The sequence below is a fragment of the Ihubacter sp. rT4E-8 genome, assembly GCF_049852125.1.
Taxonomy (GTDB): Bacteria; Bacillota; Clostridia; order Peptostreptococcales; family Anaerovoracaceae; genus Senimuribacter.
This window is the reverse complement of the sequence record NZ_CP187532.1, coordinates 201,416-220,045: the sequence shown is the minus strand read 5'-3', so window position 1 is coordinate 220,045 and position 18,630 is coordinate 201,416. Positions and strand designations below refer to the sequence as shown.

14 protein-coding genes are annotated in these 18,630 nt (G+C 44.8%); 2 read left to right on the top strand and 12 right to left on the bottom strand.

From position 1 onward, the window contains the following. Positions 1-3: 3 nt before the first annotated feature. From prfB to ACPW7J_RS01035, 3 genes are all read right to left on the bottom strand, one after another. Positions 4-1,108, bottom strand: a protein-coding gene (prfB, locus tag ACPW7J_RS01045) for a peptide chain release factor 2 (protein WP_425755978.1) whose coding sequence is annotated in 2 segments (ribosomal slippage) — positions 4-1,041 and positions 1,043-1,108 — 1,104 coding nt in all. Because the reading frame shifts where the segments join, the coding sequence is not laid out codon by codon here. A 261-nt stretch (positions 1,109-1,369) separates the two neighbouring features. Continuing rightward, on the bottom strand, positions 1,370-4,132 hold the full coding sequence (gene secA / locus ACPW7J_RS01040; RefSeq protein WP_425755976.1) for a preprotein translocase subunit SecA: 2,763 nt from the start codon (positions 4,130-4,132) through the stop codon (positions 1,370-1,372). 24 nt (positions 4,133-4,156) lie between these two features. Continuing rightward, positions 4,157-5,425 carry an HlyC/CorC family transporter gene (locus ACPW7J_RS01035; protein ID WP_425755974.1) on the bottom strand — a complete coding sequence of 423 codons (1,269 nt, stop codon included), beginning with the start codon at positions 5,423-5,425 and terminating at the stop codon, positions 4,157-4,159. A 187-nt stretch (positions 5,426-5,612) separates the two neighbouring features. Here ACPW7J_RS01035 and ACPW7J_RS01030 point away from each other — a divergent pair, with 187 nt between their 5' ends. Next, positions 5,613-6,587 carry a biotin--[acetyl-CoA-carboxylase] ligase gene (locus ACPW7J_RS01030; protein WP_425755972.1) on the top strand — a complete coding sequence of 325 codons (975 nt, stop codon included), beginning with the start codon at positions 5,613-5,615 and terminating at the stop codon, positions 6,585-6,587. 53 nt (positions 6,588-6,640) lie between these two features. On the opposite strand, the gene ACPW7J_RS01025 is transcribed toward ACPW7J_RS01030, so the two are convergent. The 9 genes from ACPW7J_RS01025 to ACPW7J_RS00985 all read right to left on the bottom strand — a co-directional run bounded on the left by ACPW7J_RS01025 (position 6,641) and on the right by ACPW7J_RS00985 (position 16,365). Next, positions 6,641-7,441, bottom strand: a complete 801-nt coding sequence (locus ACPW7J_RS01025) for a M55 family metallopeptidase (RefSeq protein ID WP_425755970.1) — start codon at positions 7,439-7,441, stop codon at positions 6,641-6,643. A gap of 12 nt (positions 7,442-7,453) precedes the next feature. Beyond that, entirely contained in the window at positions 7,454-8,482 is a 1,029-nt protein-coding gene (locus ACPW7J_RS01020) for a P1 family peptidase (protein ID WP_425755968.1), read from the bottom strand. A gap of 56 nt (positions 8,483-8,538) precedes the next feature. Beyond that, on the bottom strand, positions 8,539-9,240 hold the full coding sequence (locus ACPW7J_RS01015; RefSeq protein WP_424960093.1) for an aspartate/glutamate racemase family protein: 702 nt from the start codon (positions 9,238-9,240) through the stop codon (positions 8,539-8,541). 271 nt (positions 9,241-9,511) lie between these two features. Continuing rightward, entirely contained in the window at positions 9,512-11,065 is a 1,554-nt protein-coding gene (locus ACPW7J_RS01010; RefSeq protein WP_425755966.1) for an ABC transporter substrate-binding protein, read from the bottom strand. Positions 11,066-11,141: 76 nt separating this feature from the next. Next, on the bottom strand, positions 11,142-12,116 hold the full coding sequence (locus ACPW7J_RS01005; protein WP_425755964.1) for an ABC transporter ATP-binding protein: 975 nt from the start codon (positions 12,114-12,116) through the stop codon (positions 11,142-11,144). A gap of 1 nt (position 12,117) precedes the next feature. Beyond that, positions 12,118-13,092, bottom strand: coding sequence for an ABC transporter ATP-binding protein (locus tag ACPW7J_RS01000; protein WP_425755962.1), 975 nt, complete (start codon positions 13,090-13,092; stop codon positions 12,118-12,120). A 14-nt stretch (positions 13,093-13,106) separates the two neighbouring features. Beyond that, entirely contained in the window at positions 13,107-13,952 is an 846-nt protein-coding gene (locus ACPW7J_RS00995) for an ABC transporter permease (RefSeq protein WP_161873933.1), read from the bottom strand. A 1-nt stretch (position 13,953) separates the two neighbouring features. Continuing rightward, entirely contained in the window at positions 13,954-14,865 is a 912-nt protein-coding gene (locus ACPW7J_RS00990; protein ID WP_425755960.1) for an ABC transporter permease, read from the bottom strand. Positions 14,866-14,952: 87 nt separating this feature from the next. Continuing rightward, entirely contained in the window at positions 14,953-16,365 is a 1,413-nt protein-coding gene (locus ACPW7J_RS00985) for a serine hydrolase domain-containing protein (protein WP_425755959.1), read from the bottom strand. Positions 16,366-16,577: 212 nt separating this feature from the next. Here ACPW7J_RS00985 and ACPW7J_RS00980 point away from each other — a divergent pair, with 212 nt between their 5' ends. Continuing rightward, positions 16,578-18,575, top strand: coding sequence for a sigma-54 interaction domain-containing protein (locus ACPW7J_RS00980; RefSeq protein ID WP_425755957.1), 1,998 nt, complete (start codon positions 16,578-16,580; stop codon positions 18,573-18,575). Positions 18,576-18,630 lie beyond the last annotated feature (55 nt).

The following is an 18,630-nucleotide window of genomic DNA, read 5'->3' as shown; positions in this document are numbered from 1 at the left end:
ATCTCATTCATCCTTCTGTTTTAGCTTTTCATTGATAAAATAATCGATATCGCCGTCCATAACAGCGTTTACATTTCCTACCTCAGCGCCTGTTCGGTGATCCTTCACCATAGTATATGGCTGAAATACATAAGAACGGATCTGAGATCCCCAGGTAATCATAGAAAAGTCTCCCTTCAGCTCCTTCAGATTTTCCTTATGCTCCTGTTCCTTCAGCTCCATAAGCCGCGAAGCCAGAATCTTCATGGCCATCTCCTTATTCTGGTGTTGACTTCGCTCATTCTGACAGGTGACCACAATATGGGTCGGCAGGTGGGTAATACGGATCGCCGAATCGGTCTTATTGACATGCTGGCCTCCTGCTCCGCTGCTCCTGTAAGTGTCTATACGCAGATCCTCCGGATCGATCTCTACCGTCATGTCATCTTCAATTTCCGGCATAACCTCTAAAGCGGCAAAAGACGTCTGCCTCTTTCCTGCCGAATTAAACGGAGAAATTCGTACCAGGCGGTGAACACCCTTTTCGTTTTTCAGATACCCATATGCATTTTCACCCTCAACAATCAATGTAGCGCTCTTAATGCCTGCTTCTGTATCATCCTGCATATCGACCAGTGTAACCTTATATCCCTTTTTCTCCGCCCAACGGTTGTACATCCTGTAGAGCATCTGCGCCCAATCCATGGCATCCACGCCGCCGGTTCCCGCATGTACTGAAATAATGGCGTTATTATGGTCGTACTTTCCTGAAAGCAGCGTATCCAGCTTCAATTCCTCCAATTGATTTTCCAGCTGACGGAAGGAAGCCGCAATAGCCTCTGCCTCATCCTCATCTTCCATCTCCTCGGCCAGTTCTATCAACTCTCCGGTATCCTGAAATCCTCTTTCTAAACGATCATACCGCTCAATTCTGCTCTCCAGACCTTTTTTCTTCTTTAATAAACTCTGCGCCGCCTCCGGATCATCCCAGAAACCTGCCGCTTCTGTTTGCTTTGTAATTACTTGTAAATTTTCCCTCAGACCAGCCAGGTCAAAGGGACTCACCTACCTCTTTGAGCTTTGCGACTGCCTGTGGCAGATCGACTTTGATCTGATCCAACTGAATCATGCTTCTCAACTCCCTTCAATTATGAAAAATCGGGTTTTCAATATGTTTTCCGAAATAAATCCCGTAGTTTATATGATATCATAAAAAGTGTCAGAGTAAAAGAAAATTTACCTTTACCTTTTACCCTATTCTGTGATAAAATGGAAATAGTATAAAAATTCAAAAATTTGAAATACTCTAGATGAATTGGAAATAGATTACAAACGAGAAGAACCTCTGCCGCCGGCAGAGGTTCTTCTCATATTCTCAATATCAATTCATTTACGCGTTTTTACCGCAACAGTTTTTATACTTTTTACCGCTTCCGCATGGACAAGGATCGTTCCTGCCGATCTTAGGCGCGTCACGGCGTACTGTTTGCTGTTTTTTCTCACGTTCCGGAACCTGCGCGTCCGCCGGTAAAGCTCCTTCGCCCTGCATAGCGCGCACTGCATCGTCATCAATATAATCCGACTTAGTTGCCTGCTGCGCTTCCATGATAGCACGGCGTTCCGTTTTGGTTTCTACTGTTACGTTATAGCAATATTTTACCGTATCCTCTTGAATGGCGCTGATCATCTGCTCAAACATATCAAAGCCTTCTTTGGCATAAGCGGCCGCCGGATCCTGCTGACCCAGCGCGCGAAGACCGATACCAGACTTCAGCTGATCCATAGCGTCAATATGATCCATCCACAGATTATCTACTACCCTCAGTAAGATCATCCTCTCGACTTCACGCATCTGCTCAGAGCCAACTTCTCTTTCTTTATCCTCATACAAACGGTCGAATTCAGCACATATATTCTCTCGCAGAGACTCCTCGCTCATGCCGTTCAATTCTTCTGTAGAATAAGAGGTCTTTCCTCTGTACCTGTCCGTAATCTTACGAAGATTCTTTGTAAGCGTTGTGAAATCCCATTCTTCGGGATACTTAGAATCTACTACGATCGGATCGATGATAGCGTTGATGATCGTATGAGCCATATGGAGAATGTAGTCCTTCAAATCCTCGCCAAAGAGCACTTTGCGTCGCTCATCATAGATGACCTCTCTCTGCTTGTTCATAACATTGTCATACTGAAGCACGTATTTTCTGATACCGAAGTTCTTGCCTTCTACCTTTTTCTGCGCGCCCTCAATAGACTTTGACAGCATGCCTGCTTCAATGGCCTCATCCTCTGCCAGACCCATACGGTCGACAATCTTCTGCATGCGCTCGCCGCCAAAGAGGCGCATCAGCTCATCTTCAAGGGAAATATAGAACTGTGTCTGTCCCGGGTCACCCTGACGTCCCGAACGGCCTCGCAGCTGATTATCAATACGCCGTGATTCATGACGCTCCGTACCAATGATAGCCAGACCGCCCAAAGCTACAACCTGCTTTTGTTCTTCTGCTCGAATTTCCTTAAACTGCTGATGAAGCTCATTAAACTTTTCTCTCGCTTCGTTTAACTCTGGATCGTCAGATTTGATAAAACTGGAAGCAAAGGATATAGCCTCATCACTGAAGCCCAGCTTCTTCAGCTCCCGCTTTGCCTCAAATTCCGGATTGCCGCCCAGAATAATATCCGTACCACGACCCGCCATATTAGTCGCGATGGTAACCATACCTAAGCGGCCGGCTTCCGCGACAATCTCAGCCTCTCGATCATGCTGCTTTGCATTGAGTACATTATGCTTAACGCCTCTTTTCTTCAGCATATCACTGATCAGCTCGGACTTTTCGATAGAAATCGTACCTACCAAAACCGGCTGTCCTGTCTGATGAAGCTCGGCTACTCTGTTTGCAATAGCTTTAAACTTTCCTTTTTCCGTCTGATATACAGAATCCTGTAGGTCTTCTCTGGCAATAGGGCGATTGGTTGGAATCACCACAACATCCATATTGTAAATATCACGGAATTCTTCTTCCTCTGTCTTTGCCGTACCTGTCATACCTGCCAGCTTTTGATACATTCTGAAATAATTCTGCAGAGTAATCGTTGCCAGAGTTTTAGATTCAGATCGTACCAATACCCGTTCTTTTGCTTCGATAGCCTGATGCAGTCCATTGGAAAATCTTCTTCCGAACATGAGACGGCCCGTAAACTCATCTACAATGATGATCTCTCCATCCTTTACGATATAGTCTACGTCACGTTCCATCAGGTTTCTGGCCTTCAGAGCCTGCAGAACGTGATGGTTGATTTCCATATTTTCCGGATCTCCATAGTTGTCCACCTTGAAAAACGCTTCCGCCTTGGCAACGCCCTCGTCTGTCAGAGCAACCTGCTGATCCTTCTCCTCTACTGTGAAATCTGCTTCCTTAGTCAGCGTAGTTACAAACCGGTCTGCTGTTTTATACAGATCTGTAGACTTCGAACCACGCCCGGAAATAATCAAAGGCGTTCTAGCCTCGTCGATCAGAATCGAGTCCACCTCGTCAATAATGGCATAGTTCAACTCGCGCTGCATCAACTCTTCCTCATAGATAACCATGTTATCTCTCAGATAGTCAAATCCAAACTCATTGTTAGTACCATAAGTAATATCAGCCCGATACGCAGCCTTCCTCTCCTCATTATCAATTCCATGAATTACACATCCGACGCTGAGCCCCAGGAAGGTATACAATTTTCCCATCCACTCCGCGTCACGCTTTGCCAGATAGTCGTTGACTGTAATGACGTGGACGCCTTTACCCTCTAAAGCGTTGAGATACGCGGCTAAGGTAGCTACTAATGTTTTACCTTCACCAGTTTTCATTTCGGAAATGCGTCCCTGATGCAAAACTACGCCGCCGATTAGCTGTACACGGAAATGTTTCATCCCCAGTGCACGCCATGCGCCCTCCCGGCATACAGCAAAGGCCTCCGGCAGAATATCGTCCAAAGTCTCTCCGGCAGCCAGCCGTTCTTTAAACTCCGGCGTTTTCGCCTGCAGTTCTTCATCAGTCAAAGCCTGCATAGCGGTATCCAGCGCTTCAACCTGGTCAACAATTTTTCCTATTTTCTTTACTTCTTTTTCATTAAGATCTCCAAAGATCTTTTCCATCAGTCCCATGATGCTTATAATTCCCCTTTCCGGTTATTCTTCTTCGTCAGGCTTTTGGGTTACCTTTAAATTGATTTCTATCGCCTTTCTTTCATCCGCCTTAATAACACGGCCGCAGAATATCTTACTGCCCGTATTGTATTCAAAAGTATCGCCGGCCTTCGGCAGCTTATCCAGCTGCAAAACTACCCAACCGTTTACAGTGGTGGCATCCAGCTCAACTTCTTCATCAAAATAATCAAACATCTTCTCTACATTGGTGCTGCACAGCACTCTATAGCTGCCGTCCTGCATCTGCGTAATTTCCTGAGACTCTACCTCATCATGCTCATCATAAATATCACCTACCAATTCTTCGATGATATCTTCCATCGTTACGAGACCGGCTGTGCCGCCGTATTCGTCTACAATAATGGCAATATGTGATTTATTCATCTGCAATTTTTTTAAAAGGTCCGCAGCCTTCATAGAGCCGGCTACATATACAACCGGTTTCACATAGTCGGAGATCGTCTTCTTAGATCCGGATATATAATTGTGAAAATCCTTTTGATTGAGAACTCCCAAAATCTTATCCAGATCATCCTCGTATACCGGCAGTCTGGAAAATCCGGTTTCCATAAACATCTTAGCCACGTCCTTCTTGGTGGAATCGATTTCTATGGCTTTGATATCGACTCGCGGCGTAAGCACATCCCATGCTTCCAGTTCATTGAACTCAATCGCATTCTGAATTAACTCACTCTGACCTGCCGCAATGCTTCCTTCCGTCTCAGCTTCTTCAACAATAGTCAAAAGCTCATCCTCCGTAATGGCTCTGCTGTCCGGTGTCTTAAACAACCTGGAAAGCAGCTTTTTCCACTGACCGAACAGAAAATTTAACGGTGTTAAAATCACCATCAGCAAATGAATCAACGGCGAAGAAAACATAGCGAATCCCTCTGGACTCTCCTTTGCCAGACTCTTTGGAGATATTTCTCCGAAGATCAGCACCATTACAGTGACCACTACGGTTGAAATCGTTGCTCCATATCTTGGACTTAATTCAAGAAACATCGTTGTAGCAACTGCCGTCATTCCGATATTAACCAGGTTGTTACCAATAAGAATCGTCGAAAGCAGGTTATCGTACTTACCTTCCAGTTCCAAAACTCTCTTGGCGCGTTTATCTCCGTCTCCTGCCAGATTTTTCATCCTAATCCGGTTCAGCGAAGTAAATGCCGTCTCAGTAGCCGAAAAGTAAGCTGAGAAAACCAAGAAAAACACCATAATCCCTATGGAATACCCTATGTGACTGTCCATATATTTTTTATTTTCCTCCTGTGTTTACAAATTAAAATACTACTTGTAACAAGTTATTTTATCACAAAATCAAGAAAAAATAAAGGTTTTTAGATAAAGTCCAACTTTTTTCCTAACAAGATCCGTGGTATAATTGTACAGTCAAAACCTTACGCTTATAATATACGGATGAAAAAGGAGGCGCTCCATGTCGACAAGAACAGACCTTTTAAAGCTGCTGAGTGAAAATACCGGCGTTTATCTCTCCGGTCAGAAAATCGGAGAAGAACTGCAGGTTTCTCGCAATGCGGTCTGGAAAGCTATGCAGCAGTTGAAAAACGAGGGTTACCATATAGAAAGCAAACCCAGCACCGGCTACCGGCTTCGATCAAAGAGCAATATCATTACGGAGGACGCGATTGCCGGCTCTCTCCGCTTTCCCTGCGATATTCATATTCTCGATACTGTTTCCTCCACGAATAATGTAGCGAAAGAAATTTCACTGACCGATAAACCTGCCCTGATCATCGCAAATAAGCAGACCGGCGGCCGCGGCCGTCTGGGACGTTCCTTTGCATCCCCTGCCGGAACAGGACTTTATATGACTATCGCTTTGCACCCCGACTTTGATTTGGACAAGGCTCTCTATGTCACAATGGCCGCGGCTGTAGCCGTTTGCCGCGCCATCGATTCTATCGTTGGCGTTAAGGCCAAAATCAAATGGGTCAACGATGTATTCTATCAAAACAAAAAGATCTGCGGCATCTTAACGGAAGCACAGACCAATTTTGAAAACGGCAAAATCGACAGACTTGTCATCGGTATCGGCGTCAACTGTTTTCCCGGCAGCTTTCCCGAAGAATTGGAAAATATCGCAGGCTGTCTCTCGCGCACGAAGAACAGCTTCTTCCGTGGTGATTTAGCCGTGGAAATATACAACCAGCTTCTTGATATTCTTACAAAGGATCTATCGGCGAAGACATTCTTGCGAGAATACCGTACTCGCTGCTTCATCCTTGGCAAGAATATCATCGTCCATCCGAATTTAAGCGAAAAAGGTATCCGCGCTAAAGCAATCGACATCGATGAAAACGGCGGTCTGGTCGTAGAGTATCTGGAAGGCAGAAAAAACAGACAGATGGAGACACTTACCACCGGAGAGGTATCTATAAAAATTCAGTAACACAAAAGGGAGACGGCAGCCATACTGCAGCGTCTCCCTTTTATAGTCTATTCTTACACGCTTGTCATATACATTCTCGCGATAGCCAGCTTCCAGGGATCCGGTTCTGTAATCGATACAGTAAATCCATCAATTATTTCCGCTCCCGGATACCAGGACGCTCCTCTGGCCCTTTGGAAATCTTTAAAATTGATTTCCATAGTATAGCTGTCTGCCATAGGCCTGCTCTCTGGCAAAGGTGCAGAAAGTACTTCCGCAACCTTTCTCTCGATTTCTTCTATAACATCCTGCGGATGTCTGTTCCATGTCGCATTGCCCACGCCGCTCTTAGTAGCTACGGTCACAATACCCGGGTACTCAGCCGACGCGTCACAGCAAATTCCCTCATCGCCGGCAAGAAACAGCGATGGCACTCCCATCTGGTCCGCCAAAATAGAATTTAACGTAAACTCTGATGCCAACTCACCATTTACCTTAACCCAGTTAAACAAGTAATCCTCACCGGTATGCTTCAGCGGACTGGTATTTGTCCACGCACCGGAGTGATAACCAATATACAGCGCGCCGTCAAAGGATTGATCAAGTCCTCCCAACATAGAGCGGGGATCATTCGACCATCCCCGAATCAATTCTACGCCGCGAGGCAGCAAATCCGCATCAATATTCATGGCGTCTTCATGTCCATCTTTTACAACAACCTGACAGCCTGCGGCGATCGCTCCTCTGCAAGCAGCTGCAACCTCTAAAGACATCTGTCTGCACGCGGTTTCATAATCCTTACCGCCATATCTGGTAGATGCCCAACTGGTAACGCCTGTAATTCCTTCAATATCCGCACTGATGAAAATCTTCATACATTTCACCTCTTATATAAATTCCTGCAGTCCGTACAGAACTTTGTCACGTATACCCTTTACGGTTCTGGCATGATACAGAGAGCTGATTACAGCTTCCTCTACTGCTTCAATCGTGGCTTCGAAAATATTATCCAAAGCATCATCATGAACCATCTTAGTTTCAACAATACCGCTTTCACAATAATGCGGCACAATATTGCTGGTGGAAAATGCAATAGCGATATCTCCGCTTCCATTTCCCAAGTATGAGCCTACACGACCTAAGCCAACTGTCGCTCGCTTTGCAACACGGCGCAGCTGACGGTCACTAAGAGGAAGATCTGTAGCCAGAACAATGATAACAGATCCCTTATCCTTGCTTCCATCCTTCGGTAACGGCGTAGGTGTCTTCAGGCCATCGATGCGTAGATTTCCCAGTTCACCAAAGTTAGACATCAAAATCGCTCCAATTGTGTATTCATCCTTATTCTTAAGCTTAACTACACGAGAAGCTGATCCAATGCCGCCTTTAATACCCATGCAGCACATACCGGTTCCTGAGCCAACCACGCCTTCTTCAAAATCCTCCGAAGCACATTCCAATGCCGAAAATACATGATCCTCTGTTACATGCATACCGCGAATATCGTTGAGAACTCCGTCGTTACACTCTGTCACAACACAGTTGACCGTACCAGTAGAAACTCCGATATCCTCATTCTGCTTCAGCATATACTTCACAGACGCGCTAAGCGCTGTTCCAACACTGAAAGTATTCGTCATTACAATTGGAGATTCAATTGTGCCAAGCTCCTCGATCTGTACCAATCCGGCGCTCTTGCCAAATCCATTTATAACAGACACGCCGGCAGCCACTTTATTCTGAAACAGATTTCCTCCATGAGGCAGTATTGCCGTCACTCCGGTATGTATATCCTTTTCCTCATCCTCCAGCGTCACATGACCTACCTTTACGCCAAGTACATCGGTAATCAGATTCTTTTTTCCTTTTGGGTATTTATTATCTAGCTTTGCTCTGCAGTTTTCAGGCAGTCCCATCTTCTTTCCTCCTGTTTTTTATATACGCACGTTTTTCTTACCATTGTACCTGATGATCAGCGTTTCATCTCTCTGCCGCTGAACCGGATGACCTTCTCTGCCAGAACCTTCATTGGATCTACATAGAACTCGCCCAATCCTTCGTCGGATTTGATCACAGACAGCTCGGTACAGCCCATGATAGCATGGGTGCATCCTGCCGACCGGACCGCTTCGTCCAGATACTTCCACTGCTCTGCATCATAAGCCTTACCGGCCTTGATACAGTCATAGATCTGATACATAACGATTTTCTGAAGCTCCGGTTCTGGAACATAAGGCCTTAAACCTGCTTCTTCCATTCGCTTTTGATAGATTCCTGTTTGAATCGTTCCGTCGGTAGCAAGAATTGCAATTTTTCCGCCGGGATCTGATTCAGTCAGCTTTTCTACCGTTTCTTTTATCATATGAATGATTGGAATGCCGAGATCGTTCGCTATCATGTCAGCAAAATAGTGAGCTGTATTACAAGTGATTGCCACCGCTTGGCATCCACAACCCTCCAACATTTTTGCATTGGCTAACATTTTATCATGCACTTCCTCCAGCTGTCCGCTGAGGATAGCGCCTGTACGGTCTGGCATAGAAGTATCGCTGCAAATGATCATATTAACATGATCCTGATCACATTCCGCATAAGTCATTTCCGTTACCATTTTATAAAATAGTTGAGAAGCCATGGGTCCCATGCCTCCCAGTACGCCAATCTTCTTACTCATTTTTTTATTGCCTTTCTGCTTTCTGTTGTCAAAATCTCTCATTGATAAATATTAAAGCAAAATTCATGCCAATTCAAACATCTCAAATTCCAGTCATTTTTCCCGCTTTTATACAGAAAATAACGAAATATATCTTTTAAAATCCCATTTAATCTTATTTTTAAAGCAGTCTCAACAGCAGCGGCTGTCCGCTTTGCAGACAGCCGCCGTGTATTCATATAGTCAGTTGTCGAAACATCCGACTTCTGCCATCTCAATCGGATTGCTTATCTTAGTATGCTAAATCGTTAAGCGGAGCAGATCCGTCAGCTAATACTTTGAAGCCCTTCAGATCCTTGTTCATTGCAGTGAAAGAAAGCTCTGCATACATAGGGATCATATTGACATTTTCAAACAGGTGCATCTGGATGTCGCCTACCATCTTAGTTCTTGCTTCGCCGTCTGCTTCATGAGCAGCTTTTTCTACCATTTTCTTGTATTCCTTCGTGTTTCCAGGAGCATTTTTGTCATAGTAGCAAGCGTTCAGTACCAGCATCGGTTCTGCCCAGGACAGCCATTCAATACCAGCGTCATACTTATCAGCGCTGATGTTTTCATATACATAGTTCCAGTCGATTGCTTCGATGTTCATCTTGAAACCTACCTGCTTCAGCTGTTCAGCCATAGCTTCAGGAATTGCAGTGGAATCAGTCCATGCATACCATGTGAACTCTAATTTCTTTCCATCCTTTTCACGGATACCGTCTTTTCCTTCTTTCCAGCCGGCTTCTTCTAACAGCTGCTTAGCCTTTTCAGGATCGTTAGCCAGGTTTTTCTCAAAGTAATCCTTTGCTTCCTGTGAGAAGTTCTGTACAGTATCATAAATCATGGAGTAAGCAGGTCCAATCAGACCATCAACAACCTCTGCCATGCCGTCTCTGTCAATAGCCAGAGCTAATGCTTTACGAACATTGATATCAGAGAATACTTCGCTGTCTGTATTCATTTCGAAATAAGTGATGTTCGGATAAGTAGTATCTGCTAAAGCAACACTTTCATCATTCTGCAATTCCAGATACTGGTCGCTGGTTAAGGACATCAGCATATCAACATTGCCCGCCTTCAGATCTTCTGTCTGTGTAAAGTCTTCTACATTAAATCTTACCTTAACAGTTTCGAATTTACCAGCGCCTTTGTTTTCTACTAACGGATTTTCACATTTGAATCCATCGTTTCTGACCAGGTTTACTTCGGAACCGGATACGTATCCGTCTTCAGCCAGTGCATACATACCATATGGATGGCATCCCCACATCAGTTCCTCGTTGCTCATTTTGTCCAGCTCATCCTTATCGATAACGATCGCGAAGCCTGCGCACAGATAGTACAGCATGTCGGAACGGAACTCAGACAGATGCAGAGTAACAGTTCTGCCTTCATATTCCATAGATTCGATATTACTGTAACCGTCGCTGTACGGGCTGACTTCCAGACCATGCTCCAGAGAAGCAATAACATCTTCCGGCTCTACCTGTTCGCCAGTAGAATACTTCATGCCTTCTGGTACGTCAAAAGTAGCAGTCTTTCCATCTTCACTTACCTGCCAGTTAGTACATACGTTATCAACAACGTCGCCCTTTTCAGCATCCCACTGGAATAAACCGGTGGAGTTCAGGCCCTGTCCGCCTGCTGTACTATCCAGCTGATAAGTATCTAAGCCATACCATTCGCTGTCGATGATAGTCAGATCTTTCTTTGCAGACTCTTCCTCACCGCCTCCTCCGCAAGCGGTCATGCTGAATACGAATGCTACGATCAGTCCCAGCACTAATAATTTCTTTCTCATTTCTTGGTCCTCCTTTTTAAATTCGGTGTGAACATATTTATTGCAAATTTAATTACAATCAACTCTCAGTCCCCTGCTAATCCAAGGGGTGGAAGCAAGCAACCTGATGACCCGGCGCTACTATAGTATCCACCGGCATCGTGGTCTTACATTCCTCTGTGGCGTATTTACATCTATCACAAAATCTGCAGCCCTCGCCAATGTTAATCAGACTGCCAGGGTCTCCGCCCATAACCTCTTTTTTGCGGTCGCGGAGATTTGGATCTAAAATCGGCGCCGCGTCCAGCAATCCTTTTGTATAAGGATGCTTCGCATGCTCCGCGATCTCCATAGTCGGTCCGAACTCTACCAAACGTCCCAGATACATAACCGCAATCTTATCGCTGATATACTTGATAACATTCAGATCGTGGGTGATCACCAGATAAGTCAGGTTCAATTCCTCCTGCAAATCCAGAAGCAGATTCAGAATCTGCGCCTGTACAGATACGTCAAGCGCGCTGGTCGGCTCATCCAGAATCATAACCTTCGGATTCAGCGCCAAAGCTCTGGCAATAGCAATTCTCTGTAGCTGTCCGCCGGATAGCTGATGTGGATAACTGTCCAGATATCTCTGGTCCATCTTAACCATTTCCAGAACGTCCTTAGCTTTCTGCTTGGCCTCAGCCTTCGACACGCCATGAATGATCATCGGGCGCATAATAGAACTCTCTACCGTCTGTCTCGGATTTAAGTTAGAAGCTGGATCCTGAAACACTACTGCGATTTCACTGCGAAGCTGTTTCATCTCTGCTCTGCTGGCTTTAGCCAGATTAATTCCATTGATTACAACATCGCCGCCAGTCATTTTCGTCAAATTCAGAATAACACGAGCTAACGTAGTCTTTCCGCTTCCTGATTCGCCAACCAAACCGACAATTTCACCCTTATTGATTTCAAGAGAGATATCATCTACTGCTTTTACATAATTCGTTGTTTTCTTTACAAGACCTTTAGAAATAGAAAAGTATTTTTTCAGGCCGTCCAGTTTAATCATAACTTTTTGTTCCATCTTACTTTTCTTCCTTTCCAGCCAAGTGGCAGCGGCAGAAATGGCTTTCACTGGTATAATTCAGCGGCGGTTCCTCATTAAAGCACACTTCCTTGGCAAATGGGCAGCGGTTTGCGAAACGGCATTCCGGTTTTTTCTCTGTAATTCGAGGCACAGAACCGGTAATCGTCTGCAAACGACCTTCTGCCTTTGTTCTGCTAGGCAGCGCTTGCATCAAAAGACGTGTGTAGGGATGTTGCGGATTCGCAAAGATTTCAAACACGTCTCCGCTTTCCACCATCTCTCCGGCATACATGATACCGATTTTATCTGCAATTTCCGCTACCAGACCGAAGTTATGAGTGATCAGCATGATCGCTGTATTATATTTATTCTTCAGTTCTTTCATGATGTCCAGAATTTGTGCTTCAATCGTTACATCGAGAGCCGTTGTCGGTTCATCTGCAATAAGAAGTTCTGGATTTCTCGAAAGCATCATGGCGATCATAACACGTTGACGCATACCTCCAGATAACTCATGAGGGAAACTCTTTACACGTTCCTCTGCATCCGGCATCTTTACATCCCTAAAAAGCTTAGTTACCCGATTCCAAGCTTCCACTTTATCCACTTTATCAAGTTGGATTGCTTCCGCGATCTGACCTCCTACAGTGTATACCGGATTCAGAGAGTCCAAAGGATTTTGGAAAATCATGCCGATTTCCTTGCCGCGAATTGCTTCCATCTCCTGCTGCGTACAAGTGCGCAGATCTTTGCCTTTGAAGATGATCTTTCCACTCATCTCCTCATTACCGCCCGGCAGCAGATTCATAATGCTGTGAGCAACCGTGGACTTACCGCAGCCGGATTCACCGACTACTGCAAATACCTCTCCTTTATTTACTGTAAAATTTACATCATTGACAGCAGAAAGATACCCGTCCTTGACTTTATAGTCGATAGACAAATGTTCAAGTCTTAATAGTTCTTCACTCATTTCCTTACTCCTTTCTACTGTGACTTCATATGCGGGTCAAGCAAGTCTCTGAGACCTTCTCCCAATAAATTAAATCCAAACGTCGTATATACCAACGCCAAGCCAGGATACAAGCTGAGCCAAGGCGCTCTCGTAATAGATTTAATACCTTCTGAGATCGCGAGTCCCCAGTCAGGCGACGGCGGTTGCGAACCTAAGCCTAAGAAAGACAACGCTGTGGTCGACATAATCGTTCCAGGCAAATTCAGAGATACCATAACGATAAGCGATGGGACGACGTTCGGCAATATATACCGGAACATCAACGATGTATTGCTTTCTCCAAAGGCCTTTCCAGTTTCTACAAACGCCATATTCCTCAGCGACAAGGTCTTTGCTCTTACAGTACGGGCATAGCTGGCCCACGCTACCAGCGATATGGCGATGATCGTGTTGGTTAATCCCTTACCGATCATAGTAACTACTGCCAACGCCAGAATCGTTCCCGGAATACACCAGGTAAGATCTGTCAGGAAGGTTAACACCCTGTCAACCCATTTTCCAAAGAATCCACATGCAAGACCAACCGCTACACCGATTGCCAATTGGATAATAGCTCCCAGAAACGCTACCCACAAAGCGATTCTGCTTCCGTAAATAACACGGGAAAACATGTCTCTGCCCAAAGCATCCGTACCAAACCAGCATTTTCCGCTGGGCGCTTCATACCGGCCGCCCACATTGTGTTCATTTACACCGTACGGCGCTATAACGTCCGCGAAAACAGCAATTAGAATCAATGAGACCAGGATGACAAAACCAATCATGAAATTTTTATTTTTCCAGCACTCATAAAGCGTTTCTTTCCATTTTTTGTTCATCTTAGTTGTCACCTCCGCTCAAAGACAGTCTGATTCTTGGATCCAGGAAGCCCATGACGATATCGCTGAGCAAATTACAGATTACTGTCAGGATAGCAATCAGCAACAATACTGCTTGCACAACCGGCATATCCTGTACGATAATAGAGTTGAGCAGAAGGTTTCCCATACCCGGAAGACCAAATATCTTTTCGATAATAACCGCGCCGGAAATCAACCATGGAATGGACATGAACACCAGCGTAGTAACTAAAATCAGAGAATTTCTAAGTACATGCTTAATCATAACAGTCTTTTTAGGAAGACCCTTCGCGTAGGCAGTCGTTACATATTTTTCATTAAATACTTCCAAAACCTCTGTTTTGGTAATACGTAAAGTCCCCCCCATACCGGTAAGTACCGTTACCGCAATCGGCAATACCCAGTTGGCAGGCTGTGCATAACCGCTGATCGGAAGCCAGCCCAGCTGTACGCTGAAGAACAAAATGAACAGCGCCGCCAGCCAGAAGGATGGTACTGCAGTGAGCAGCAGCGAAAAGTTAACCGTAAATCGGTCGAAGAATCCATCTTTCTTTATGGCGCATAAAAGCCCCAATGGTAAAGCGATCACCAATTCCAAAATCAATGACCAGACACAAAGTGTCAAACTATATGGGATTCGCTGCTTCATCAGATCCCATACGTCACTCTTGTATCTCGTAGACGTACCAAAGTCTCCATGGAGTACGTCTGTTGCCCAGTTCTTATACTGGGTAAGAAATGGCTGATCGTAGCCCATCTCGTGGGCAATTTCCGCTTTTCTTTCCTCTGATACCTTCCGGTCGACAATCATATCCACAGGATCACCTGGCATCATGTACATTAAGCTGAATACCAGGAAGGAAACGCAGATGACTAGAAGAAGTCCCTGCAAAATTCTTTTAATAGCATAATTTCTGATAATTACATCTCCCTTCTAAAATTCCTGCTAAAAATATAATGTATAAAGAGTCCAATTCTATCATACCCTTTGATAAACTCTATTATAACACCTTACCGCCCATGCTTTTCCATCGCGAAGGAAAAAGCGGAAAGAGCTCACTCGCTGCTGTGGGTTCTTTTCGGCAACAACTGCAAATACCAGACCGCCGCAATATTTCAGAATTCCCTTCACTCCATTATAATCAGCTTTCAGCACACCTTCCTCGTAAGTAATTACCGTGTGCGCCGGAAGTCCCTCCTGCGAGAAGTAATCTCCGCAGAGCATCTCCGGTTTGCTGAATTCTCTGTCTACTGGCATTGCCCAGTAATGTTTTGTGTCCAAAGGAAGCTCTAAAGCAAAATTATATAATATCCATAAGAATTCTTCCACATCTACATCGCCCTGATTGCAAAGAACCGTAGCGCTGTATCCTGTTTCCGTAAAGCCTCCCATAGAAGATACCCCGTGAAGACCGCCGGTATGCTGATAAATCGCCATACCTCCGATGAGGTTTTTCGTAAGGCCCAGACAATAGAAAGGTTCCTTTCTCAACGGAAATTCTCTCCCTATCATCAATTCTACTGCTTCTCTGGGAACAATCTGTTTTCCTTCCCACATGCCGTAATCAGCCAGCATCTTATAATATTTAGTCATATCACTGGCCGTAGATTTTACACAGGCACAGCCGCGAAACGGAGGAAGTACCTCCCAATCATCATCCCAATACAGCTTGTCTTCCTCGTAATCCTTTTCAAATAAACTGGTAATATTTCCTTCTGCCATGGCTTTTGCTTCACTGCAGTCCAGATCCAAAACGGAACGGGTCATTCCCAATGGTTCAAAGACTCTCTGCTTCAAAAATTCTTCCAGAGATATTCCCGCGGCCTTATCCACCACGTAGGAGAGCAGCGCGTAACCATCGTTAGAATAGCTCATTATTTCCCCTGGAGCAGCTAATACATTATAGTTCCCCTCAGTTAAATATTCTACAATCTGATCGATAGTTTCCATCTTATTCGGCGCTGTCTTCACCATATGATGATACCATGGATTATCCTGTTCCGGACCATTCATCGCTATAGACCACTCCAACGGCGGCAAAGGAGGAAGCCCTGCTCTGTGCATTGCAATTACCTTCAAAGTAACACACTCGTCTGGAGCGCCCGGTATATGTAAATCAGGAAAATATTTCGTAATTGGGTCATTGATATCCAGCTTTCCCTCGGCATGAAGAATGCAGCACGCCAGCGCCGTCATAGATTTACTCATGGAAGCAATACCAAAAATTGTATTCTCATCCGCAGGCTGCTGCTGCTCCATATTCCTGAATCCAAATCCTCTTTCAAAGACCGCGCCTTCTGGCCCACGAAGGGAAACTGCCATGCCGGAATAACCTTTTTCTTCAAATAACTTTTCCAAGTACGCGTTTAGCGTGTTAAGATCATGTCTCATTGTTTTTGTCGATGCCTTCCTAGCAAATATTTTATAAAAATTCTAAAATCTTTACACTCGTATAATATGCAAAAAATATACCAAGTTTGGTTTGTTGAAATTCATGGAGTTTGCACATATGTCCAATGCACGCAAAATACATTTTAACCTATTAAATCTTGTTTTCTCCTTTTTTTGTGATATAATGTTTACACACAGAAACGAGGTATATCATGAAAAGCGTAACGATTCTATACAGAAACAACACCAACCTGAACGCTATTGCGTTTATCAAAGCCAATCTAGAAGAAATCTTCGGCCAGTATGCCGAATTTTCCAACATCTTTATCAGCGAATTGAACCCCGGTGATAAGCTGCAGGCCGATGCTTTTCTTGCTCTGGACGACAACGTATTTCAACATGCCAACGATTACGTCGACGATATAGCCAAGGTCATCAAAATCAACAGAAGTCCAGACCGCAGCGCTCTGAATCAGATATCCAAAATTCCTACTGGAAAAACCGTACTGATCGTAAACGACTCTTACGAAAGCTCACTTTCCACGACACAATCCTTTTATGAAGTGGGAATCGGACATATCAACATGGTTGCCTACGATGAATCCCTGGAGCATACGGGACTTTACGATCAAATCGATATCGCCATCACGCCGGCTGAATCTCATTTGGTGCCGTCTCATATCACGAATATCATCGACATCGGCTACAGAAAGGTCAGCTTTGAGACTATGTTCAAACTCATGAAGCTACTTGATTTGGATATTTCCACAATCAATCGTAATCTGTTCCGTCATATTCATTCTATCGTGGAATCCAACTCAGCTTTCCATTCCAGCTACGTTTTCGGCTATCTGAAAAGTGAAATGCTGAGCCATATCGTCAATACCAGTAAAATCGGAATGGTTCTGGTAGACAGCTATTACGAACCGGTTTATGTAAACGACAAGGCCTGCCGTATCTTCCAGAACGACGACAAAACCTCAATTCGTATTGAAGATTATATCGATCCCGCGATCCTGACAAGTCCAGACGCTTCTACAACGCCTATCCAAATTCTAGGCGGCCGTTACTTTTTCGACAAATATACACTCCGTCTGATGGATGAAGTCGCCGGATATTACATCACGCTTCAAGATGAACTGGATGTGGAGTTAGCCAGCAAAAACATGCGGCAAAAAGGATTCATGGCAAAACACCAGTTCAAAGATATTATTCACGCATCCGCTGGCATGGACAAGGTCATCCAAACAGCAAAGCAGATCGCGCAGACCGATCACACCGTACTGATCCGAGGTGAAAGCGGTACAGGAAAAGAACTGATCGCACAGTCGATTCATAATGCTTCCTATCGAAACAAATATCCCTTTGTCGCTGTTAACTGCGCCGCTCTCCCAGACAACCTGCTTGAAAGTGAGCTTTTTGGATACGAACCCGGGGCGTTTACCGGCGCCCAAAGCAAAGGTAAGGTAGGTTTATTCGAGGAAGCCAATCACGGTACTATTTTTCTGGACGAAATCGGCGATATATCCCCGAAGCTGCAAACTCGCCTGCTTCGTACGATACAGGAGCGTCAAGTCATGAAAGTCGGCAGCGAAAGGGTTATTGATATCGATATTCGTTTGATCACAGCTACAAACAAAAATTTAGAAGCGGCTGTTCGAGAAGGGGAGTTCCGCAGCGATCTTTTTTTCCGATTGAACGTGCTTCCAATCGTGCTGCCTCCTTTGCGAAACCGAAAAGACGATATCATCGTTCTTCTTCAGCATTTCCTGGGAAACGATTTTAAAAACATTACAAATGAAGAAAAAAATATCCTGTTGCGTTACGATTGGCCTGGCAACATTCGCGAACTAGAAAATATATCAACCTACTACAAAACCTTGTCCGCGCTGCCGGAATATGTCCTGCAGCAAAGCGCGCCGGACAACGTTTACGCCAAAAAAGCAAATATCCGGCCAACAGTTCTCGAAATCATCGGACAGAACACAGAAATTTCTCATGGAATCGGCAGAAACGCACTTCTTCAGCAATTAGAGAAACGGAATCTGCGTATCAGCGACGGTAACCTCCGTACACTACTGAGCAAATTAGAGGAGGATGGGTTAATCACTATAAGTAAAGGCCGATATGGCACCCGCATCACAGAAAAGGGTGTTGCTGCGTTGGCAAACCCGGACAAATCGACCGCAGAAGACGACATGCCACTGTAAACTGTTTCAAACAAAGAGCATCCGCCGGACGTTAAACTGAACGTCAGACAGATGC

Coding starts and splice junctions, on each gene's coding strand:
- secA (WP_425755976.1), bottom strand. CDS start 4,132: ATGGGACTGATGGAAAAGATCTTTGGAGATCTTAATGAAAAAGAAGTA.
- ACPW7J_RS01035 (WP_425755974.1), bottom strand. CDS start 5,425: ATGGACAGTCACATAGGGTATTCCATAGGGATTATGGTGTTTTTCTTG.
- ACPW7J_RS01030 (WP_425755972.1), top strand. CDS start 5,613: ATGTCGACAAGAACAGACCTTTTAAAGCTGCTGAGTGAAAATACCGGC.
- ACPW7J_RS01025 (WP_425755970.1), bottom strand. CDS start 7,441: ATGAAGATTTTCATCAGTGCGGATATTGAAGGAATTACAGGCGTTACC.
- ACPW7J_RS01020 (WP_425755968.1), bottom strand. CDS start 8,482: ATGGGACTGCCTGAAAACTGCAGAGCAAAGCTAGATAATAAATACCCA.
- ACPW7J_RS01015 (WP_424960093.1), bottom strand. CDS start 9,240: ATGAGTAAGAAGATTGGCGTACTGGGAGGCATGGGACCCATGGCTTCT.
- ACPW7J_RS01010 (WP_425755966.1), bottom strand. CDS start 11,065: ATGAGAAAGAAATTATTAGTGCTGGGACTGATCGTAGCATTCGTATTC.
- ACPW7J_RS01005 (WP_425755964.1), bottom strand. CDS start 12,116: ATGGAACAAAAAGTTATGATTAAACTGGACGGCCTGAAAAAATACTTT.
- ACPW7J_RS01000 (WP_425755962.1), bottom strand. CDS start 13,092: ATGAGTGAAGAACTATTAAGACTTGAACATTTGTCTATCGACTATAAA.
- ACPW7J_RS00995 (WP_161873933.1), bottom strand. CDS start 13,952: ATGAACAAAAAATGGAAAGAAACGCTTTATGAGTGCTGGAAAAATAAA.
- ACPW7J_RS00985 (WP_425755959.1), bottom strand. CDS start 16,365: ATGAGACATGATCTTAACACGCTAAACGCGTACTTGGAAAAGTTATTT.
- ACPW7J_RS00980 (WP_425755957.1), top strand. CDS start 16,578: ATGAAAAGCGTAACGATTCTATACAGAAACAACACCAACCTGAACGCT.